The following is an 18,984-nucleotide window of genomic DNA, read 5'->3' as shown; positions in this document are numbered from 1 at the left end:
TTTAGATAAAAGGCTTTTTTTATGAAGTATAGCTACTAAATCGCAACTATACTTCAATACCTGCATAGTAGCTTTTTAGTATTTTCTTTCCAGAAAAGAACACAGCTAAACTTAATAAAACTAGTAGTAATATTTCTCCCGTCATGTATCCATAGCCAAACCTTGATAGTTTACTGTAATCTAACTGAAGGGTAATCAGATTGATCACAATACCTATTATCAGTAAAACGCTTAACACAAAAATAAAATACTTCATTATGCTGCTATATCAGAGGTGGGTAAAGCTAAGTTGTTACTTAGTTACAGTGGTGGTGGTAGGGGTGTAAATACCAAATGTAATAGCTGCTAACAAACCGTTTACAAAGCTATGCTTAACAGTTACAGTATAATCTGTTGCGCCGCCTGTAAGGTCATTTACATTCGATACAGAAATAGGAATTAAGCCGTCAATCAGGTAATGATTCCACTTACTTACTGAATTGTTTGATTGTGCGCCTTTACCAACTGCAAAGGTGTTAACATAGCATGAGGTTAGCGAAGTTGACAGCATAATAACCACCGCCATCAAAGGAATAAATTTTTTCATTTCGTGAAAAAGGTTAATTGAGTTGATTAATAAGGCGCTAAGATATAAAAGCTTTGCTGTAATTATAAGCCGAAAGCTTAAGTTTACTGGGTAATACCCTGTTAAATTTGATAATCAAACACTTGCATTGCTGTTTTTGATTACTTATCTTTGCAGCCCCGCAGAAAGAACTCCGGGGGAATGTTGAATACATAAAGAAAAAAGAATGGCAACTAAGATCAGATTGCAAAGACATGGTAAAAAAGGCAAGCCTTTTTACTACATTGTGGTAGCCGATGCCCGTGCTCCACGTGATGGCCGCTTTATTGAGCGTATTGGTTCATATAACCCAAACACCAACCCGGCGACTATCAACATCGATTTCGACAAAACTTTTGAGTGGGTAAACAATGGCGCACAGCCAACTGATACCTGCCGTGCTATCCTGTCATACAAAGGCATATTATACAAAAAACACTTACAAGGTGGTGTTGCTAAAGGCGCTTTAACCCAAGAGCAAGCTGATGAGAAATTTACCAACTGGATGGATCAGAAAGAAGGTAAAATTACCGGTAAGAAAGATAGCCTGAGCAGCGCTAAAGAAGAAACCCGCAAAGCTGCTTTAGCTGCCGAAGCTAAAAAGAAAGAAGACAGAGCTGCAGCCATTGCTGCTAAAAATACCCCTCCGGCCGAAGAAGCACCTGCTGCTGATGAAACCGAAGCTGCTGAAGAAACTCCTGAAGCAACTGCATAAGTTAAGCTCTTATTTAAATTATACCAATAGCGAAGCGCCTTTAAAAGCACTTCGCTATTGTTGTTTTAATACAAATACTGTAAATGAAAATAGAAGATAGCTTCCGTATAGGCACGCTCACCAAAACCCGCGGATTAAAAGGTGAAATGCAGTTATATGTGGATTTTGAAGGCCTGGAGCAGATTAATTTTAAATCGGTTTTTATTGATGTGGCTGGTAAACTGGTGCCTTTCTTTATTGAAAATATTAAGTACCCGCAGGCCAATACGGCTTATATATGGCTGGAAGATGTAAACACTATTGAAAAGGCCAGCCTGCTTGCTAAAAAGGATGTGTACCTGCCCAATAAATTAAAGCCTAAAAAAAAGAAAGAAGAATTTACCCTGAAAGATTTAAAAGGCTTTATTGCAGTAGATGAACAAAAAGGTGAACTGGGTGAAATTATTGAAATTGTAGATTATCCACAGCAGATTATCGCTACGGTGAATTACCAGGGTCACGAGGTGCTATTCCCGCTCAATACCGAATTGATTAAAGGAATTGATGTAGAAGGTGGCGAAGTGTATATTGATTTACCTGATGGGCTGTTAGATGTATATTTATCTTAAAGTGTAAAATAAACTTGACATATATCAAATAAATTTTACATTTGGTAAAATTTATTTGATATATGAAAGCACGTTTTTTGTTCGCTGCGCACTGGCGCATGATTGGTTATGTGTTAATATTAGCCAGCCTGCTATTTTTTGTTTTTGATTTAAAAGCCTCAACCAATAGGTTTATCTGGCCCGAATTTCACAGCAAGATAGAGGGTGCATCCGGTGCACTTAGTAATGATGAAAGCTTTGATGATGAAATCCAACTGGCTGGTATAGTGCTGGGCTTGTTACTGGTTGCATTTTCAAAAGAACGCGTGGAAGATGAACACATAGGTCAACTACGGTTAGATTCACTTCAGTGGGCTGTATATGTAAACTATGCCATTTTCATCGTCATTATTTTTTGTAGCTACGGTCTTAATTTCTTGTTTTACACCATGTACAACATATTAACCCTGCTTGTATTTTTCATTATACGCTTCAGATGGATGATCTATAAGAATAACAAGCTGATAAGTAAAGAAACAAGTTTAGCATGAAAAATACTATTCGCATAGAGCGTGCTATCAAAAGTATTACTCAGGCAGAACTTGCCGAACTCATTGGCGTATCGCGACAAACTATAAACACTATTGAAAGCAATCGTTATGTGCCCTCTACAGTACTGGCACTTAAAATAGCCCGGGTATTCGGTAAATCTGTTGATGAAGTATTTACACTCGAAGAAACTGATTGATTATGCTCATTTCAATAAAGCCTTCAAGCTATATAATCATGTATCTTTGCCTTTATGCGTTTTGATATTATTACCGTTTTACCCGGCTTATTAGAAAGTCCTTTTGCACACTCTATTTTACAGCGTGCGCAAAAAAAAGGTATTGCCGAAATACATGTACACAACCTGCGCGATTATGCCACCAGCAAGCATAAAAACGTAGATGATTATCCTTACGGCGGCGGTAGTGGCATGGTAATGATGATAGAGCCTTTTGCAGCCTGTATAGAGCACTTAAAGAGTGAGCGCGAGTATGATGAAGTCATTTTCATGACGCCTGACGGCATAACGCTTAATCAGTCTATTGCCAATGAGCTTTCTATTAAAGGAAATATTATCATCCTGTGCGGTCATTATAAGGGCATCGATCAGCGCGTAAGAGACCTATATGTAACCCGTGAGCTGTCCATTGGGGATTATGTACTCTCCGGTGGTGAATTGCCCGCTGCCATTGTTGTGGATGCCGTGGTGAGGCTGATTCCTGGTGTACTGTCTGATGAAACCTCGGCGCTGTCTGATTCCTTTCAAGGCGAATTATTGGATGCGCCGGTATATACCCGCCCGGCTAACTGGAAAGGCCACGAGGTGCCTGCAATTTTGTTGAGTGGCAATACGCCCGAAATAGAAAAATGGCGCTTTGAGCAATCGCTGGAGCGAACCAAGCAGCGCCGGCCCGATTTATTAACATAAGTAAAAACAATATTTGTGGAAAAATTTCAAATCCACTTTTAATTCACAAAAAATATCCCTATTATTGCAATCCGATTTTTACGGGTTAAAAATTGCGTTAAGAGCTTAAAATCATGGATTTAGTAAAATTTGTTGAAGAGCAATCAATAGTAAAAAAAGAGATTCCTTCATTTAATGCAGGCGATACTGTAAGCGTACACTATAAAATCAGAGAAGGTAACAAGGAGCGTATCCAGGTGTACCAGGGCGTAGTTATCCAGCGTAACAGCAATGGTGCTACCGAAACTTTCACTGTACGTAAAGTTTCAAACGGTATAGGCGTTGAGCGTATCTTCCCTATCAATTCTCCAAACATTGATAAAATTGAAGTAAACAGCTACGGTAAAGTACGCAGAGCAAAACTGTTCTACTTACGTGCCCTTACCGGTAAAGCTGCCCGTATCAAATCAAAACGCGTATAACTCCGCTTTATACAAAACTTTTCATATTTTTATTTTTTAAAAGCCTTTATACTTTATGTATAAAGGCTTTTTTGTTGTTAGTTAATTTGATACAATCATTTTGTCGTTCTAAGTGATTGTGCGCTTGTCTGCCACTTACTGATATACTCGCTCTTGTTTTAAACTACTTCCGCTTGTCACCTTGAGGCACTCGAAGGGTAATTGCAGAGCCATTCATAGCAGCACCCTGTGCAACCATGCTTCGAGTGCCTCAGCATGACAATCGGTAGTAAATAATTCAACCGATTGTAAAGTATTACTACCAATGTTTATAAACCACAAAAAAAGCCGCTCAACTTAATGTTAAACGGCTTTTTATACATTTAAAAGAAAAGCTTATGCAGCTTTTTTCTCTTTATCTGCACACTCTTTAGCGCATTTGGCTTTTTCAGAGGCGCTTAGTTTGTTCATTTTTTTGCAGCAAGATTTGCCGGGTGCACATTTTTCTTCTTTTTTGCCTTTGTCTTTATCGCCGGCAAATGAACTTACTGAAGCTACTGAGAAAGCCAGCGCCATCATTAATGCTAATTTTTTCATGTTCTTTATTTTGAGTTTATAGGGTTTATACGTTATCTGCAGCGGGCAGTTCGGCCAGTATGGTACGGCCGCCTTTCACCTTTTCGCCCAGGCCTACCAGCACCTGCGAGCCTAAAGGTAAAAAAATATCTACACGGGAACCAAATTTTATAAAGCCAAATTGCTGGCCTTGTTCTACTTCCTGTCCTTCTTTTACATACCAAACAATGCGGCGAGCCAATGCACCGGCAATTTGGCGGAATAATACAGTATAGCCTGAGTTGCTTTCTACCGCAATGGTGGTACGCTCATTATCAGTAGATGATTTGGGGTGCCAGGCAACCAGGTATTTGCCGGGATGGTATTTAAAATATTTAACTACACCGGCAATAGGGTTACGGTTAACGTGCACGTTGATGGGCGACATAAACACCGATACCTGTATGCGTTTATCTTTAAGGTATTCGGTTTCTTCAGTTTCCTCAATGACTACCACTTTGCCATCTGCAGGGCAGATGACCTGTTGATCTCCGGTGGTAAGGGCAAACTTAGGGCTGCGGAAAAATTGCAGGATAATAACAAACAGCACAAAGGATAACAGGTATACAAACCAGCGCAGGGCGGCTACATCAGGGTAAAAAAAGTGAACCAGCGCATTCAATACGAAAATAAACAGAATGCACAGGGCCATTGAGGTATAACCTTCTTTATGAAACGTCATGATATAAAGCTAATACGATATAATTAAAAAGCAAAATTACGAATTAAAGATCAAGTAGAGATAGGTAAAAACCACAGGTGCCGAAAGTATAACACCGTCAAACCTATCAAGCAGGCCGCCGTGGCCGGGCAATATGCTGCCCGAGTCTTTAATATTGATACTGCGTTTCAGCATAGATTCGGTAAGGTCGCCCAGGGTGCCAAAGCAGCCGATCAGCACAGCTACTGATATCCACTGCCGCCAGCTCAGCTCCGGGTAGAAATGGCTTAGAACCAAGCTTACGCCTGCTGCAATAGCCACGCCGCCAAAAAAGCCTTCCCAGGTTTTTTTAGGCGAATGGCGCTCAAACAGTTTAGTGCGGCCCAAAAAGCGGCCCACCAGGTAAGCACCGGTATCGTTGCTCCATAATAAAATAAAGAAGGATAGCGGTAAGTGAAAATTAAAATCGCCGCCCTGTACAAAGCCTAAAGCATGGAAGAAACAAAACGGCAGAATGGTAAAAATTAACCCTAAATAAGTGTAGGCAATAGCTGTAAACGGCGTAGCCGATTGTTTAAATAACTGCTGTACAAAAATGCTGACTAATACTACCGGCACTAAAGCTACAAAGGCATAGTTGTGACTGGTGTAATACACAGAAGCAAAAGCAGCAAAGGTAATTCCGCCCACCAGTATGCCGTTGATGATATCGGGCTGCTGGCCGCTTTGCTTTACCAGTTTATAAAACTCCTGCAGGCACAGCAAACTCAGTAATAAATAAAATAAGCTAAATACTACCGGGCCGGCCAGCATGGAGCCCAGCATAACGGCAATAAAGAAAATGCCCGTGATGGCGCGTGTTTTCATAAAGCAATTTGATTGGCAATCAGCAGTTCAACCGCCTGGCCAAAATCCTCGCGATGAATATACACCTCAATATGCCCGAAGGTACGGTGTGATGAGTCCTGCTTGTTTAATAATACAGCATCAATCTGGTGCTCGGTGAGCATCTGCTTCACAATTTCAGATTGTATATAATTGGTGGAGGTAAATACCTTTACCCAGTTTCTTTCCATTATTAATTACGCTCCCTGTTACCCGCCAGCGCCATATTGCGGTAGGTATATAGCAAAAATACGGTAATTATGATACTTAACACATAGCTGGTGTAATTAAAAACATGCTGGTCGGTAGGGTTAATATCAGTTTTTTTATGCTGATACAAATAAGTAATAACCACGGCCGATCCGTTGTTAATAAAATGTGCCCACACTGCCGGCCATATACTGCCGCTCCAGTAAGCAAAGTATCCAAACAGTATGCCCAGCATCATCCGTGGTAAAAAGCCGTAAAACTCCATGTGAAAGGCGCTGAACAGCGCCGCTGTAATCCAGATGGCAGCATGGTGGTTACGCATCCAGCGGATAAAAATGGTTTGCATGCCACCCCTGAACATAAATTCTTCGGCAATAGCCGTAAATAACCCAACCAGCAGCAGGCTTTTGAGCAAGTCCCAAATGGTATCCATTTTTAACAGGGCCTCAGTCGCTTTTTGTGCCGATTGTTCTGAATTACGCATCCAGGTTTCTAAGCCACGCAAAAAAGGTGGTAATACCATGCGCTGGTTTAAATTACTCAGTACTTCAACAATAGGCGACGAAAATATCATTACCAGCAAAACCAGCATTAAAATAGATGGTGCGAAATGGGTATTGGCTTTAAGGTAAGCTTGTGGCTCGCGCACTACCCAGCGGGCAAATACCACCGGGATAAGGAATATGGGCAACGTAGTACTTACTACCTGCAAAAACCATAAGGCTTGTACCGCTTTGGGGTTGCTCACATTCATTTGCATTACCTGGGCTGCGGTATCGCCGCCATACATTAAGGCAATAAGGGCGAGGGCTATAAACCCGCCAAGCACCAGTAAGCCAATGGTGATACCAATAAATATTAAAAATTGCGTGCCGGGAGCGGGCTGGTTATAAGGACGTTCTGTGCGCATAGTTACGCTGCAAATTTCGTATTTTTGCAGTGGATAAATATAAGTGATGTCGGTACAAATTGGAAATATTGATTTAGGTGAGTTCCCGCTTTTATTAGCGCCGATGGAGGATGTAAGTGATCCACCCTTTCGCTACGTGTGTAAGCAGAACGGGGCAGATATGATGTATACCGAATTTATCTCCTCGGAGGGTCTGATACGCGATGCCGCCAAGAGCCGCCAGAAACTGGACATATTTGAATATGAACGCCCCATTGGCATCCAGATTTTTGGCAGCGATATCAACAGCATGCGCGAAGCTACCGAGATAGCCACACAGGCCGGCCCCGACCTGATGGATATTAATTATGGCTGCCCGGTAAAGCAGGTAGCCTGCCGTGGCGCCGGTGCCAGTTTACTGCAGGATATTGACAAAATGGTAGCTATGACCAAGGCCGTGGTGGAAGCTACCCATTTGCCAGTAACGGTAAAAACCCGCCTGGGTTGGGATGACAATACCAAAAACGTGTATGAGGTAGCCGAGCGCCTGCAGGATGTAGGCATTAAAGCCCTCACTATACATGGCCGCACCCGCGCCCAAATGTATAAAGGCGTGGCCGATTGGACACTCATCCGCGAGATCAAGAAGAACCCGCGCATCCAAATCCCGATTTTTGGTAATGGGGATATTGATTCGCCCGAGAAAGCAGCCAACTGGCGTTTGGAGTATGGTGTGGATGGAATGATGATTGGTCGTGCTGCCATTGGCTACCCTTGGATATTCCGTGAAGTGAAACACTTTTTTGCTACCGGCGAGCACCTGGAAGGGCCAACCATTGACGAGCGCATTGAGGTATGCAAAACGCATCTGCATAAATCAATAGAATGGAAGGGGCCAAAAACCGGCATTTTTGAAATGCGCCGCCATTACAGTAATTATTTTAAGGGGATTGACCATTTCAAAGAGTTCCGGATGCGGCTGGTAACTGCCGGCAGCCTGGAAGAGCTGGATGAGATACTGCACGAAGTGCACGAAAAATATTCAACCGAAATGGCTTGATTGTTGTAATACTGGTTGATATATTTGATTAACCAAAGCATCAGATTTATGGTTACCACAGTTACAGATGGCGTAAGGGTTTCTGTAGAAACGCAATATCAGCCCGAGTATTCAAACCCGGCCAATGAGCATTTTATGTTCGCTTATAAAATTAACATAGAGAATTTAAGCGATTTTAGTGTACAGCTGCTGCGCCGCCACTGGCGTATTTTTGATTCAAACGGCAGCTACCGCGAAGTAGAAGGCGAGGGCGTGGTAGGCCAGCAACCCGTGCTTGAGCCAGGTGAGTCGCACGAATACATTTCGGGCTGTAACTTGAAAACAGATATGGGTACCATGAAGGGCGAATACCAAATGGTGCGCCTGATGGATAATGCTTTATTTGATGCGGAGATACCTGAATTTTATTTAATTGCGCCTTATAAAATGAATTGAGAGTTTAACATAAACAAAAAACGCCTGCTGATACAGCAGGCGTTTTTTGTTTAATAGATATGATAAATTGCCCGCTTATATTTACCACCAGGCAAACCTACGCTTGCCTATGCTGTTGCATGTAAACATTAATTTACAAACAATCATCAGCACATGCCCAAAATTATAGTACTCTCCGAAGCGCCGGATAACCGCAAGTTGTATTTTAACGCCGACCATATCCTTTACTTTTATGAAGTAGCCGACTTTGACGGCAACACCACCAAAGTGTTTACAGGCGACAGCAACTTTGATGTAACAGAAACCGCAGAGGAGATTAAGCATTTGTTGAATGAGTAGAGCCAACTATGAATAGGTTGTCACGATAAGCGATAGCGAAGTTTTTGTATTTAACGCATTGTTTTTTATAAAGACATACATACCAAGTAACCCTCTTGTCATTTCGACCGTAGGGAGAAATCTTCTTCATCAAGTCGGTCTACAGTAGGCTTATCGCCTAAAGAAGATTTCTCCCTACGGTCGAAATGACAGGGTGTAAAGGATGTACCTGCTTGCAGGGTATAAAAAAAAGCAACCTCGATCGGGTTGCTTTTTCTTGTTCGCATAAACAAAATTAGTTCCTTCTGTTCAGCATCGAAGCATAATACAGCAGGGTAGCCAGGGCGCTTAAAGCAGCTACCACATAAGTCATGGCAGCCCACCATAAGGCGTCTTTAGCTTGCTCATGTTCCTGGCGGGTTTGCATTACGCTGTAGTTATTGTTTAGCCATGCCAACGCACGTCGGCTGGCATCAAACTCTACAGGCAGGGTAACAAAACTAAAGGTAGTTACTATAGCCAAAGCAGCTACGCCAATACCTAAAATAAAAGGGTTGCCCGAAAAAATGAGCAGCATTACGCCAATCATTAGCGTCCACTGGGTAACGGTAGAGGCAATGTTAATCACCGGTACCATAGCCGAACGCAGGCTTAACCAAGTATAAGCCTTGGCATGTTGTACAGCGTGGCCACACTCGTGCGCCGCTACGGCAGCAGCAGCTACACTACGCCCGTAGTATACATCAGGGCTTAAATTTACAGTGTAGGTTTCAGGGTTATAATGGTCGGTTAACTGGCCCTCTACCGAAATTACTTTTACGTTGTAAATGCCGTTATCGCGCAGCATCTGCTCCGCTACCTCGGCGCCTGATAAGCCTGAAAGCAGGCCTTCTTCGGCATATTGTTTAAATTTGCTTTTAAAGCGCCACTGCACCACAAAGCTGACGAGCCCAACGGCAATCAGCAGCAGCCAGGCCGAATTAAATCCGCCGGCAGCAATATAAGCGGTTATCATTTGTATTTGCATGTTCGTTGTTTCTTTAACTGTATTCTATACTATCTATACTTCAAAAAGTATTCCGTGCCTGTGAAATCTCCATTGTAGCTTGTGCAAACTGACATTTCGTCGTAGCTGAAAATCCTTTCAAACTATAACGTTAAAAACGGGGTTATATGTTGTCCGCTTTACGGGATCAAGGGTTTAAACGGTATTTGGATTCAGCACAATTCAATTACCTTTGACTATCATATTTTATGAAAAAAATACAATTTGTTTTTGCGTTGCTGTTGTTGATGAGTGCAGCGCCAGTGTTAGCACAAGAAACTTCCTACATTGATTTATTAAACCGGCCTAATGTATGGGTGGATTCGGTTTTTAAAACGTTGAACCGCCGCGAAAAAGTAGCCCAGTTGCTTTTGGTCAGGGCTTACTCCAACAAAGGAAAAGCCTATGAAGATTCAATTGCCCAGGTTATTCAAGATCAAAAGATAGGTGGGTTGGTGTTTTTTCAGGGTGGGCCGGTAAGGCAGGCGCAGTTGAGCAACCGTTACCAGCAAATTTCAGAAATACCATTATTGATTGCTATTGATGCTGAATGGGGCGCAGGCATGCGCCTGGATTCAACCACGGCTTATCCTTACCAAATGGCATTAGGTGCAATACAGGATAACAGCCTGCTTTATAAAATGGGCCAGAACGTAGCCTACGACCTGCGCCGTATGGGTATCCAGATGAATTTCGCACCTGATATGGATATCAATAATAACCCGGCTAACCCGGTCATCAACTACCGCTCTTTTGGCGATGATAAATACAAGGTGGCCGCTAAGGGTATTACTTACATGCAAGGTATGCAAAACGGGCAGGTATTAACCACCGCCAAACACTTTCCCGGCCATGGCGATACCAATGTAGATTCTCATCAGGATTTACCCCAGCTACCTTTTACCCGCGAGCGGCTGGATACTTTAGAAGAGTACCCGTTTAAAGAGGCCATTAAAGCAGGCATCAGCGGTATTATGGTGGCGCACATGAATATACCGGCACTGGATAGCACCAAAAACCTGCCTTCTACTTTATCGCAGCCTATTATTACCGGATTGCTGAAAAACTCGTTAGGGTTTAAAGGCTTAGTAGTATCTGATGCGATGGACATGAAAGGCGTGGTTAAATTTTTTCCGGATGGGCAGGCCGATGTGCTGGCTTTTGTGGCCGGTAATGATATGCTTGAGCTATCGCAGGATTCAAAGCGTGCTATTAAGCTGATGCGTAAAGCGGTACGTAAAGGGCAGGTAAGTAAAGAAGATTTAGACCTCCGGGTAAAGAAGGTGTTAACTGCCAAGTATTGGGCTGGTTTGAATCATTACCGCCCGGCAGAAATTAACAATCTGGTAACCGACCTGAACCGCACAGCCGGAACAAACCTGGTGCAGCAACTGAGCGACGCGGCTGTTACCCTGTTGAAAGGTGATACCCTGATCAGAAATTTAAATCCGGCTAAAAAAACAGCTATCATCAGCGTGGGTATCAGAACGCCAACGGTTTTTCAGCAGGAGCTGAAAAGAACTTATGCCAACAGCACTTACTTTTTGGTAGATAAAGACATCACTACCAATGAGCTGAACCAGATGATGACTAACTTAAATGGCTACGACCAGATTATTGTGGGTATACATGATATTCGTACCCGCCCCGCCAGCCAGTTAAATTATACCAACATTGTAAAGCAGTTTGTTACTAATGTGGCTGCCCGCAAAAATACGGTAATCAGCTTATTTGCTAATCCATACAGTATTACCGGTTTGCCTGGTATTGAAAAGGCAGGGGCCTTGTTAGCCTGTTACCAGAAAGATGACAGCATGCAGCGCTCGGCCGTAAAAGTAATTACCGGGCAGTTAAAGCCAACCGGCAAACTCTCAGTAACGGTAAATGAGCAATTTAAGAATGGCACGGGGTTGTAATTGAATGCAACTATTTAAGTAAAAATCCATACCCGCTTGTCATTTCGACCGTAGGGAGAAATCTTCTTTAAGCGATACGCCTACAGCAGACCGGCTTGATGAAGAAGATTTCTCCCTACGGTCGAAATGACAAGTTTGTGATTCTATACAGCTGTAGCCTTACTGGTTCAAATGTTGGTGCAGTGTGCGGGCAATGTTTACATCGTTGTGTAATTGCTGTAAAAAGGTATCTACTTCATCCTGGGTTTTGTTGGCCAGTATGCCGGCTATGTGCTGCTCAAGGTCTTTGCGGTTAACAGGCTGGCCGTCGGTACGGGTAAATTGCATATCGCCCAAAAAGTTCTTCACGTGCATCCGTTCCGAATCGCGTACAACTTGCAAGTTACTATGGTCAACACCTTTATCCTGGTAACCGGTTTGAGCCGCTTCGTGGTGGTTGTCAAACGCTTCAATGGCATCAACTATCTCGGCAGCTATTTCTGGTGCGGTTTTCATGTTAAATTTATTTAAGTTCAGGTTAATAACAGGGCGAAGTGCAAAAAAGTTCTGCAAACCCGCATGGGTTTCCTGGGCACTTAAATGCGCCGTAGCTATTTTAATTATCTCCTCACAAAACTACATTTGCCCTTATGCAAACTACCGAAGATAACCCCTGGCAGGTTACAGCAGCGCAACCTGTATATGATAATCCATGGATACAGGTTACTGAATATCAGGTGATCAATCCTGCAGGTAATCCCGGCATTTATGGTAAGGTACATTTCAAAAACCTGGCCATTGGTGTGGTACCGCTGGATGAAGATATGAACACCTACCTGGTAGGCCAGTACCGTTTTACCATGAATAAGTACAGCTGGGAAATACCGGCCGGCGGTTGTCCGGTGGATACAGAGCCGCTGGCTACTGCACAACGTGAGCTTTTAGAGGAGACCGGTTTGAAAGCCGCAAAGTGGCGTATATTGCAGCACATGGATTTATCCAACTCGGTAAGCGATGAGGAAAGTATAGTTTACCTGGCGCAAGACTTACAACAGCACGAGGCCGAACCCGAAGAAACTGAGCAACTGATCATTAAGAAACTCCCGTTTAGTGAAGCCTACCGCATGGTGTGCAACCAAGAAATTACTGATAGTATGAGTGTGGCCGGTATATTAAAAGTACAATTACTGTTGCTGGAAGGCAGTTTGTAACCACCCGAGTATTGCATAAGAGCGATAGAAACCTGTATCTTTAAGCCCATTTTATGAGAAAGTTCTTCGGCTTTATATTATCGCCCCTGCATTATATCATGTTTGGCCTGTTGCTGGCGCTGTTTCAACCGGTGCAGTGGGTGTGCTATAAGTTTTTTGGTTACCTGACGCATAAGCGGGTAGTTGATTTTTTAAACGGGTTGATTACCGCCAATTACTATACTTTGTGCAGCCGTGTTACTTTTACAAACCAGCAAAGTTTACCATTGAACAGGCCGCTTATTTTTGTAGCCAACCACCAAAGTTTATATGACATTCCGCCGCTGATTTACTTTTTGCGGGCTTACCACGCCAAGTTTATTTCTAAAATTGAACTAACCAAAGGCATTCCTTCCATCTCTTATAACCTGAAGGTTGGCGGTGGTGCCAACATTGACCGCAAGGATCCGCGCCAGTCTATCCAGGAATTGGTAAAACTGGGCACCCGCATGAAAGAAAATAACTGGGGCGCTGTTATTTTCCCCGAAGGCACCCGTTCAAAAGACGGCCTGGTACGCAGCTTTCAATCAGCAGGTATAGCCACGCTGCTTAAAAAATGCCCCCATGCGCTGATTGTGCCAGTCACTATTCAAAACTCGTGGAAGGTAGTGCAATGGGGTATATTCCCGCTTAGTACATTTGAACATTTAAAGTTTAAAGTATTACCACCCATCAATCCCTCCGAAACAAATGCTGCCGATGCTGTGCTGAAAGCCGAGCAGGCCATTAAGGCAGATTTAGGGCAGGAGTGAGAGTCAAGAATCAAGAGCCAAGAAGCAAGATACAAGAAGAATAAAAGGGATAAGAAAGTGTGCAAGCATCCCACCACGTCATTGCGAGGTACGAAGCAATCTTTCTGCGCCTTTGTTTTGATTGGACGTATAGTGATTGCTTCGTTCCTCGCAATGACGGGATCTATTAACTAATGCCTTTAAGTGTCTTTTAATTCTTTTGTCCTTTATCTTACCGTCTTTCATCCCAAAAGCTTGCTTCTCCCTCCTCATCCGCTTATATTTAAGCCATTAACCAGCTGGATTTTATATGAGATATAGATTTTTACTTCCTTTTGCCCTTCTTGCAGTGCCGGCCATGGCGCAAACTACTATAGTAAAGCGGGACGCTTATATCAAGCAAATGAATGATGAAGTGTCCAGTAAAAATATTGAGGGCATTGTACGTAAACTGGTGAGCTTTAAAACCCGCCATACCATGAGCGATACCACCAGCAAAACCGAAGGCATCGGCGCTGCCCGTAACTGGATTAAAGCTGAACTGGAGCGCTATGCAAAGGAATCGGGCGGGCGGATGCACGTGGAGTTTGATACTTATACCCAGCAGCCCGGCGGCCGTTACGATCAGCCAACAGTGCTGAAAAGCGTATTGGCTATACTAAGGGGTACCGATCCCAATGATACCCGCATCTACATGGTATCGGGTCATTACGATTCGCGGGTAACCGATGTAATGAACCGCAAATCTGATGCGCCCGGCGCGGTGGACGATGCCTCAGGTACCGCCGTTTCCATGGAAATGGCCAGGGTAATGGCCAAGCGCAAGTTTCCGGCTACCATTATTTTTATGGCTGTGCCCGGCGAGGAGCAGGGTTTGAGCGGCTCGGGCCATGTAGCCCAGCGCGCCAAGGCCGAGGGCTGGAACATTGACGCCATGCTGAACAATGATATTGTAGGCAACACCTACGGCATGGAAACTGGCCTGAAAGATAACCGCAGCCTGCGCGTATTCAGTGATGGTATTCCGTCAGTAGTGGTATCCGGTGGCCGCGACAGCGCCGCCATGCGCCGTATGGCCCAAACTATTAACAGTTTGGTAGGCAATGGGGGCGAAGTCGACAGTCCATCGCGCCAATTGGCCCGCTATATTAAAGAAGTAGCCGAGCGATATGTAGATCAGCTGAATATTAAAATGGTATACCGCCGCGACCGATTTCTGCGCAGCGGCGATCATGTGCCTTTTCTGCAGCAGGGCTTTAGCGCTGTGCGCTTTACCGAAATGAATGAAGACTTTAACCGCCAGCATCAGGATTTGCGCACTGCCAACGGCTTTAACTATGGTGATTACCCGGAATATGCCGATTATGATTACATCCAGAAAGTAGCGCGGGCTAACCTGTCAACGCTTGCTAACTTAGCTTTAGCGCCATCAGAACCGCAAAACGTAGGCGTAAGTACCAGTGGTTTAACTAACCGCACCACCCTGAAGTGGGAAGCGCCCAAAGCCGGTAAGCCTGCGGGCTATTACATCTTGATGCGCGAAACCATTAGCCCCTATTGGGAAAAGAAATTTTTTGTAACCGATACCCAGGCCACACTGGATTACTCTAAAGATAATTATTTTTTTGCCGTACAGGCTGTAGATACCGAAGGCCACGAAAGCCTGCCCGTGTTTCCGAAACCGGTGAGGTAATGCGAGATAAGTATCTGATAAAATCAGCTTTTCATCCTTAAGTTACTCTTGCAATTATACAGTTCAATTGCTCCGTCAGGAGCTACCTGTTTATAGCAGCGTAACAGCCTTAATACTGTGCCCCGTTAGGGGTTACCCATTTTTTCACAAAAGGGTAGCCCCTAACGGGGCACAGGCACATAGGCAATAATTCTCTATAAACAGGTAGCTCCTGACGGAGCAATTGAACTGTATAATTATCCAATAAATTTAGAATAAGAAAATAATCAAAAAAGGGCATTCATCTTACAGGATGAATGCCCTTTTCCATTGTGAGGTTGTACAGGTCAGAAAGTATTATTTGATGCTACGCTTTTGGATGATAAAGAAACCGGCGATGAAAACTATCGCTGCTATAATCAATCCGGCAACAATATCTTTGGTAAAATATTCGAAAACAGGTACTGCACCGTGTTTTTTAGAAGGAGCCATATTTAAAGCCAATACCGGGTGCGAGTAAGGGAACAGATAGGCATACTCCCATTTATTAGAGGCCAGAATTACACCAGCAATGGTACACACAAAGCCTACACCCATAGGTTTCAAAAAATCGCGCCATAATAAGCTCAATAAAAACTGGATAGATAATATACCCAGTGAAGCCAGGAACAGCTTGGTATACAATTTGGCTAATTGAGGGGCAAAATTGTACTCGGAAAACTTAAGCTGTGGTTTTAATACACTTAACAGGTTGCCCCCGCCTATAGTAAACAAGGCAAACAGGGCAAGGCATAGTGCAACTAAAAATGTAGCATATACGTACTTTGAAGTATATATAGACCACTTCGGTATGGGTAAGCTGAACAGCGTTTTCCAGGTATCTGATTTGTGCTCCATACTGTTTACTGAATAGGTTACAAATACCACATATATAGGGAGCAACAGTATGCCCATCACCCCAAATATGGCTACTGCAAACTGGGCCCATAAAGCTTGGCCCGGCAGCATACTCAGTTTGGCGGCGTTACTATAAAAGCCAATAAGTATTAAGCCCACTATAAGCAGCGGTAAAACTACGGCGCACCAAAAGCCTAAAGTTTTCCGGCTTTTATAAAATTCGGAGCGGAGAGAGAGTAAAAATCCTTTCATGTGGTTCAGGCGGTTTGGGTGATGGATAAGAACAGCGCTTCAAGGTCTTGTTGTACCTTGTGAATGCTATATACATTATAACCATTTAATATAAGCAATGAGTTAATCTCGCCCATTTGCTGCTTGCTGGTATAAGGCACGCTTAATTGGTTGTCATTCAAAGCGGTAACGGCAATGCCTTTGCGGTTAAGCAGGTTAGCGGCATCCACCGCCTGCTCAGCTTCAATGGTAATAGTAGGTTGGTTAACCGATTGCAATTCCTGTATACTGCCCTGAAACATCATCTGACCATGATTGATGATGCCTACATGGGTAGCCATACGCTCCACTTCAGCTAACAGGTGGCTCGATACAAATACTGTTTTATTTTGCTCATGCGTCAGCTTAATCAGCAGTTCACGCATTTCGATGATGCCATTTGGGTCGAGGCCGTTGGTGGGCTCATCCAAAATCAGCAGTTCGGGGTCGGGCAGCAGGGCCAGGGCAATACCGAGGCGCTGTTTCATGCCTAATGAATAGTTGCCGGCTTTTTTACCGGCTGCGTCAGTAAGGTGCACCAGGCGCAGCATTTCATCTACCCGGCTTTTGGGTACCTGCAGCAGCATAGCCCGGTTGACCAGGTTTTCGCGGCCGGTTAAATGGGCATAAATGGCTGGCTGTTCAATAAGCGAGCCTATTTTTGAAAGGATGCTGATGCGGTTACGCTGCAGTTCCTGCCCGAATATATGGATATCACCTTCCTGAATTTGCAGAAGGTTGAGCAGCAGTTTTATGGTGGTGGTTTTACCGGCACCATTTGGCCCTAAAAAGCCATAAATGCTGCCGGCCGGCACAGCCAGCGACAGGTTTTTAACTACTGCCTGATTGCCGAAATTAAAGCTTAGGTTATTGGTTGCGATTACCATACGTTATCTTTTGTAATAGTGCATACGGTTTTCACTAAGTTAACGCCTTTATAAAATAAAGGCACAGCCTGCTCAGTGGTTTGTATGTGGCTCAGAGCAGTTTCACTTTGTTGGTGCAATTCATAGCTCAGGCCCATCAGTACAGCAGCAATTACTGGTACCAGTAACAATACAAACGGATTTAAAACATCGCTCAGCTTTTTCATGGTTGTGATTGATTTGATGAAACAAAGAAAAAGCAAATCATCGGGCTGCTAAAAAGTATTAGACCAACTGCCACCTATTGTAGATGAACGGGTAAAGCATCTGTTTTGGGCGTTCATCGGTAATTTTTAGGCGTTGGTCTGAAAATAGGTGCCGTAGATATAAATAAACTGCGCTTTACCGTTGTAACATTTAATTTAGATGCATGAAAAAAAGCCGTAGGATATTGGGGCACGTCTTGTTTTGGGTGGTAAGTATCAGCTTCTTTTCTTATGTGGCGTATACCAATACCAAGATGCCCATACTGGCCATACTGGTTACTTTTGTAGGATACGGGCTAATAAACATCAGCCTTTTCTATTTGAATTACCTGTGGCTGATTCCGCAGTTTTTGGACAAAAACCAGTACCGGAAATATGTGATTGCCGCCTGTCTGACTATTGTGGGTTATGTATTAATCAAATATATACTTGCGCTAAGCCTAAAATCTATTGCCCTGGTGCATGAAAATGGACGCATGGCAACCTTTGGTGAATATATATTGAGCGCCGGCATTAGCACCACTATATTTATACTGTTAAGCGCCGGCTTAAAATTTACTACCGACTGGTTCAGGAGCGAGCGCATCCAGCGCGATCTGGAAAACCAGCGCTTAACAGCTGAGTTGTCATTCCTGAAATCACAAATCAATCCTCATTTTTTATTCAATTCACTCAACAGTATTTATTCACTGGCTTACCAACGCTCAGAAACCACGCCGGAAGCTATTTTAAAACTGGCAGAAATTATGCGTTATATGCTATATGAGTGTAACGATGCCAAGGTGGATTTAGCCAAAGAGCTACAGTACATGCAGAGCTATATTGACATGCAGAAAATACGCTATGACGGTAATGTGTTTGTGAATTTTAGTGTTCATGGAAAGGTTACTCACCAAAAGATTGCTCCTTTGCTGCTGATTGCTTTTATTGAAAACGCTTTTAAGCATGGCTTGGCCAATGATCCCAAACAACCCATTTTAATGCAGGTATATGTAAAAGAAGAGCACCAGCTATACTTTTACCTGCACAACAAAAAGCACCATCACAACCGCGATGCGGGAGGCGGTATTGGTATGCACAACGTAAAGCGCCGCCTCGAATTACTGTACCCCGGTCAGCATACCATGACGGTAAACAATGAACCTGACAGCTATAGTTGTGAATTGACATTGGAAGTGTAGAGAGGATAGACAAAA

The 18,984-nt window shown here is 43.5% G+C and carries 26 protein-coding genes; 14 read left to right on the top strand and 12 right to left on the bottom strand.

What is annotated here, in order from left to right; genetic code table 11:
• Positions 1-292: 292 nt before the first annotated feature.
• Entirely contained in the window at positions 293-586 is a 294-nt protein-coding gene (locus ACYVNW_RS13305) for a Bor family protein (protein WP_460680365.1), read from the bottom strand.
• Positions 587-791: 205 nt separating this feature from the next.
• Here ACYVNW_RS13305 and ACYVNW_RS13300 point away from each other — a divergent pair, with 205 nt between their 5' ends.
• From ACYVNW_RS13300 to rplS, 6 genes are all read left to right on the top strand, one after another.
• Positions 792-1,319, top strand: a complete 528-nt coding sequence (locus ACYVNW_RS13300) for a 30S ribosomal protein S16 (RefSeq protein WP_460680364.1) — start codon at positions 792-794, stop codon at positions 1,317-1,319.
• An 83-nt stretch (positions 1,320-1,402) separates the two neighbouring features.
• Positions 1,403-1,927, top strand: coding sequence for a ribosome maturation factor RimM (gene rimM / locus ACYVNW_RS13295; RefSeq protein WP_460680363.1), 525 nt, complete (start codon positions 1,403-1,405; stop codon positions 1,925-1,927).
• Between the two features lie 62 nt (positions 1,928-1,989).
• Positions 1,990-2,457, top strand: a complete 468-nt coding sequence (locus ACYVNW_RS13290; protein ID WP_460680362.1) for a hypothetical protein — start codon at positions 1,990-1,992, stop codon at positions 2,455-2,457.
• Positions 2,454-2,654 carry a helix-turn-helix transcriptional regulator gene (locus tag ACYVNW_RS13285; RefSeq protein WP_460680361.1) on the top strand — a complete coding sequence of 67 codons (201 nt, stop codon included), beginning with the start codon at positions 2,454-2,456 and terminating at the stop codon, positions 2,652-2,654. Before ACYVNW_RS13290 ends, ACYVNW_RS13285 begins: the two co-directional genes overlap by 4 nt.
• A 54-nt stretch (positions 2,655-2,708) precedes the next feature.
• Positions 2,709-3,383 carry a tRNA (guanosine(37)-N1)-methyltransferase TrmD gene (trmD, locus tag ACYVNW_RS13280; RefSeq protein ID WP_460680360.1) on the top strand — a complete coding sequence of 225 codons (675 nt, stop codon included), beginning with the start codon at positions 2,709-2,711 and terminating at the stop codon, positions 3,381-3,383.
• A gap of 113 nt (positions 3,384-3,496) precedes the next feature.
• Positions 3,497-3,844, top strand: coding sequence for a 50S ribosomal protein L19 (gene rplS, locus ACYVNW_RS13275; protein ID WP_460680359.1), 348 nt, complete (start codon positions 3,497-3,499; stop codon positions 3,842-3,844).
• Positions 3,845-4,219: 375 nt separating this feature from the next.
• On the opposite strand, the gene ACYVNW_RS13270 is transcribed toward rplS, so the two are convergent.
• The 5 genes from ACYVNW_RS13270 to ACYVNW_RS13250 are packed head-to-tail and all read right to left on the bottom strand — an operon-like array spanning position 4,220 to position 7,104.
• Complete coding sequence (locus tag ACYVNW_RS13270; protein WP_460680358.1) at positions 4,220-4,420, bottom strand: hypothetical protein; 201 nt, start codon at positions 4,418-4,420, stop codon at positions 4,220-4,222.
• 25 nt (positions 4,421-4,445) lie between these two features.
• On the bottom strand, positions 4,446-5,120 hold the full coding sequence (locus tag ACYVNW_RS13265) for a phosphatidylserine decarboxylase family protein (RefSeq protein ID WP_460680357.1): 675 nt from the start codon (positions 5,118-5,120) through the stop codon (positions 4,446-4,448).
• 36 nt (positions 5,121-5,156) lie between these two features.
• Complete coding sequence (locus ACYVNW_RS13260; protein ID WP_460680356.1) at positions 5,157-5,966, bottom strand: phosphatidate cytidylyltransferase; 810 nt, start codon at positions 5,964-5,966, stop codon at positions 5,157-5,159.
• Entirely contained in the window at positions 5,963-6,175 is a 213-nt protein-coding gene (locus ACYVNW_RS13255) for a putative signal transducing protein (RefSeq protein WP_460680355.1), read from the bottom strand. Before ACYVNW_RS13255 ends, ACYVNW_RS13260 begins: the two co-directional genes overlap by 4 nt.
• A gap of 2 nt (positions 6,176-6,177) precedes the next feature.
• The gene (locus ACYVNW_RS13250; protein WP_460680354.1) at positions 6,178-7,104 is read right to left on the bottom strand and encodes a lysostaphin resistance A-like protein; all 927 of its coding nucleotides are present in this window, start codon (positions 7,102-7,104) and stop codon (positions 6,178-6,180) included.
• A gap of 46 nt (positions 7,105-7,150) precedes the next feature.
• Between ACYVNW_RS13250 and dusB the strand changes: the two genes are divergently transcribed.
• From dusB to ACYVNW_RS13235, 3 genes are all read left to right on the top strand, one after another.
• Positions 7,151-8,143 (top strand): tRNA dihydrouridine synthase DusB, encoded by a 993-nt coding sequence (gene dusB / locus ACYVNW_RS13245; RefSeq protein ID WP_460680353.1) that lies wholly within the window; start codon positions 7,151-7,153, stop codon positions 8,141-8,143.
• A 48-nt stretch (positions 8,144-8,191) separates the two neighbouring features.
• Positions 8,192-8,578, top strand: coding sequence for a Co2+/Mg2+ efflux protein ApaG (gene apaG, locus ACYVNW_RS13240; RefSeq protein WP_460680352.1), 387 nt, complete (start codon positions 8,192-8,194; stop codon positions 8,576-8,578).
• Positions 8,579-8,731: 153 nt separating this feature from the next.
• On the top strand, positions 8,732-8,917 hold the full coding sequence (locus tag ACYVNW_RS13235) for a hypothetical protein (protein WP_460680351.1): 186 nt from the start codon (positions 8,732-8,734) through the stop codon (positions 8,915-8,917).
• 98 nt (positions 8,918-9,015) lie between these two features.
• Here the strand turns inward: ACYVNW_RS13235 and ACYVNW_RS13230 are convergent, their stop codons facing one another.
• Entirely contained in the window at positions 9,016-9,183 is a 168-nt protein-coding gene (locus ACYVNW_RS13230; protein ID WP_460680350.1) for a hypothetical protein, read from the bottom strand.
• Positions 9,184-9,191: 8 nt separating this feature from the next.
• The gene (locus tag ACYVNW_RS13225; RefSeq protein WP_460680349.1) at positions 9,192-9,911 is read right to left on the bottom strand and encodes a zinc metallopeptidase; all 720 of its coding nucleotides are present in this window, start codon (positions 9,909-9,911) and stop codon (positions 9,192-9,194) included.
• Positions 9,912-10,150: 239 nt separating this feature from the next.
• On the opposite strand from ACYVNW_RS13225, the gene ACYVNW_RS13220 reads away from it, so the two are divergent.
• Positions 10,151-11,857, top strand: a complete 1,707-nt coding sequence (locus tag ACYVNW_RS13220; protein ID WP_460680348.1) for a glycoside hydrolase family 3 protein — start codon at positions 10,151-10,153, stop codon at positions 11,855-11,857.
• A 159-nt stretch (positions 11,858-12,016) separates the two neighbouring features.
• Here the strand turns inward: ACYVNW_RS13220 and ACYVNW_RS13215 are convergent, their stop codons facing one another.
• Complete coding sequence (locus ACYVNW_RS13215; protein WP_460680347.1) at positions 12,017-12,352, bottom strand: hypothetical protein; 336 nt, start codon at positions 12,350-12,352, stop codon at positions 12,017-12,019.
• A 134-nt stretch (positions 12,353-12,486) separates the two neighbouring features.
• Between ACYVNW_RS13215 and ACYVNW_RS13210 the strand changes: the two genes are divergently transcribed.
• The 3 genes from ACYVNW_RS13210 (at position 12,487) to ACYVNW_RS13200 (ending at position 15,510) form a co-directional block, all read left to right on the top strand.
• Positions 12,487-13,047 (top strand): NUDIX domain-containing protein, encoded by a 561-nt coding sequence (locus ACYVNW_RS13210; protein ID WP_460680346.1) that lies wholly within the window; start codon positions 12,487-12,489, stop codon positions 13,045-13,047.
• A 53-nt stretch (positions 13,048-13,100) separates the two neighbouring features.
• Entirely contained in the window at positions 13,101-13,838 is a 738-nt protein-coding gene (locus ACYVNW_RS13205) for a lysophospholipid acyltransferase family protein (protein ID WP_460680345.1), read from the top strand.
• A gap of 289 nt (positions 13,839-14,127) precedes the next feature.
• The gene (locus ACYVNW_RS13200; protein ID WP_460680344.1) at positions 14,128-15,510 is read left to right on the top strand and encodes a M20/M25/M40 family metallo-hydrolase; all 1,383 of its coding nucleotides are present in this window, start codon (positions 14,128-14,130) and stop codon (positions 15,508-15,510) included.
• Between the two features lie 336 nt (positions 15,511-15,846).
• Here ACYVNW_RS13200 and ACYVNW_RS13195 read toward each other — a convergent pair whose 3' ends face one another.
• Genes ACYVNW_RS13195 through ACYVNW_RS13185 form a run of 3 tightly spaced genes read right to left on the bottom strand, consistent with a single transcriptional unit; the run spans position 15,847 to position 17,749 of the window.
• Positions 15,847-16,638, bottom strand: a complete 792-nt coding sequence (locus ACYVNW_RS13195; RefSeq protein WP_460680343.1) for an ABC transporter permease — start codon at positions 16,636-16,638, stop codon at positions 15,847-15,849.
• A 5-nt stretch (positions 16,639-16,643) separates the two neighbouring features.
• The gene (locus ACYVNW_RS13190; RefSeq protein ID WP_460680342.1) at positions 16,644-17,543 is read right to left on the bottom strand and encodes an ABC transporter ATP-binding protein; all 900 of its coding nucleotides are present in this window, start codon (positions 17,541-17,543) and stop codon (positions 16,644-16,646) included.
• The gene (locus ACYVNW_RS13185) at positions 17,537-17,749 is read right to left on the bottom strand and encodes a hypothetical protein (protein ID WP_460680341.1); all 213 of its coding nucleotides are present in this window, start codon (positions 17,747-17,749) and stop codon (positions 17,537-17,539) included. The genes ACYVNW_RS13190 and ACYVNW_RS13185 overlap by 7 nt, the downstream gene beginning before the upstream one ends.
• Positions 17,750-17,952: 203 nt before the next feature.
• Between ACYVNW_RS13185 and ACYVNW_RS13180 the strand changes: the two genes are divergently transcribed.
• Positions 17,953-18,969, top strand: coding sequence for a sensor histidine kinase (locus ACYVNW_RS13180; protein WP_460680340.1), 1,017 nt, complete (start codon positions 17,953-17,955; stop codon positions 18,967-18,969).
• The last annotated feature ends 15 nt before the right edge of the window (positions 18,970-18,984 follow it).

The organism is Mucilaginibacter koreensis, from assembly GCF_054783355.1.
This window is presented reverse-complemented; position numbering and strand designations above follow the sequence as displayed.

Coding starts and splice junctions, on each gene's coding strand:
- ACYVNW_RS13305 (WP_460680365.1), bottom strand. CDS start 586: ATGAAAAAATTTATTCCTTTGATGGCGGTGGTTATTATGCTGTCAACT.
- ACYVNW_RS13300 (WP_460680364.1), top strand. CDS start 792: ATGGCAACTAAGATCAGATTGCAAAGACATGGTAAAAAAGGCAAGCCT.
- rimM (WP_460680363.1), top strand. CDS start 1,403: ATGAAAATAGAAGATAGCTTCCGTATAGGCACGCTCACCAAAACCCGC.
- ACYVNW_RS13290 (WP_460680362.1), top strand. CDS start 1,990: ATGAAAGCACGTTTTTTGTTCGCTGCGCACTGGCGCATGATTGGTTAT.
- ACYVNW_RS13285 (WP_460680361.1), top strand. CDS start 2,454: ATGAAAAATACTATTCGCATAGAGCGTGCTATCAAAAGTATTACTCAG.
- trmD (WP_460680360.1), top strand. CDS start 2,709: ATGCGTTTTGATATTATTACCGTTTTACCCGGCTTATTAGAAAGTCCT.
- rplS (WP_460680359.1), top strand. CDS start 3,497: ATGGATTTAGTAAAATTTGTTGAAGAGCAATCAATAGTAAAAAAAGAG.
- ACYVNW_RS13270 (WP_460680358.1), bottom strand. CDS start 4,420: ATGAAAAAATTAGCATTAATGATGGCGCTGGCTTTCTCAGTAGCTTCA.
- ACYVNW_RS13265 (WP_460680357.1), bottom strand. CDS start 5,120: ATGACGTTTCATAAAGAAGGTTATACCTCAATGGCCCTGTGCATTCTG.
- ACYVNW_RS13260 (WP_460680356.1), bottom strand. CDS start 5,966: ATGAAAACACGCGCCATCACGGGCATTTTCTTTATTGCCGTTATGCTG.
- ACYVNW_RS13255 (WP_460680355.1), bottom strand. CDS start 6,175: ATGGAAAGAAACTGGGTAAAGGTATTTACCTCCACCAATTATATACAA.
- ACYVNW_RS13250 (WP_460680354.1), bottom strand. CDS start 7,104: ATGCGCACAGAACGTCCTTATAACCAGCCCGCTCCCGGCACGCAATTT.
- dusB (WP_460680353.1), top strand. CDS start 7,151: ATGTCGGTACAAATTGGAAATATTGATTTAGGTGAGTTCCCGCTTTTA.
- apaG (WP_460680352.1), top strand. CDS start 8,192: ATGGTTACCACAGTTACAGATGGCGTAAGGGTTTCTGTAGAAACGCAA.
- ACYVNW_RS13235 (WP_460680351.1), top strand. CDS start 8,732: ATGCCCAAAATTATAGTACTCTCCGAAGCGCCGGATAACCGCAAGTTG.
- ACYVNW_RS13230 (WP_460680350.1), bottom strand. CDS start 9,183: ATGCGAACAAGAAAAAGCAACCCGATCGAGGTTGCTTTTTTTTATACC.
- ACYVNW_RS13225 (WP_460680349.1), bottom strand. CDS start 9,911: ATGATAACCGCTTATATTGCTGCCGGCGGATTTAATTCGGCCTGGCTG.
- ACYVNW_RS13220 (WP_460680348.1), top strand. CDS start 10,151: ATGAAAAAAATACAATTTGTTTTTGCGTTGCTGTTGTTGATGAGTGCA.
- ACYVNW_RS13215 (WP_460680347.1), bottom strand. CDS start 12,352: ATGAAAACCGCACCAGAAATAGCTGCCGAGATAGTTGATGCCATTGAA.
- ACYVNW_RS13210 (WP_460680346.1), top strand. CDS start 12,487: ATGCAAACTACCGAAGATAACCCCTGGCAGGTTACAGCAGCGCAACCT.
- ACYVNW_RS13205 (WP_460680345.1), top strand. CDS start 13,101: ATGAGAAAGTTCTTCGGCTTTATATTATCGCCCCTGCATTATATCATG.
- ACYVNW_RS13200 (WP_460680344.1), top strand. CDS start 14,128: ATGAGATATAGATTTTTACTTCCTTTTGCCCTTCTTGCAGTGCCGGCC.
- ACYVNW_RS13195 (WP_460680343.1), bottom strand. CDS start 16,638: ATGAAAGGATTTTTACTCTCTCTCCGCTCCGAATTTTATAAAAGCCGG.
- ACYVNW_RS13190 (WP_460680342.1), bottom strand. CDS start 17,543: ATGGTAATCGCAACCAATAACCTAAGCTTTAATTTCGGCAATCAGGCA.
- ACYVNW_RS13185 (WP_460680341.1), bottom strand. CDS start 17,749: ATGAAAAAGCTGAGCGATGTTTTAAATCCGTTTGTATTGTTACTGGTA.
- ACYVNW_RS13180 (WP_460680340.1), top strand. CDS start 17,953: ATGAAAAAAAGCCGTAGGATATTGGGGCACGTCTTGTTTTGGGTGGTA.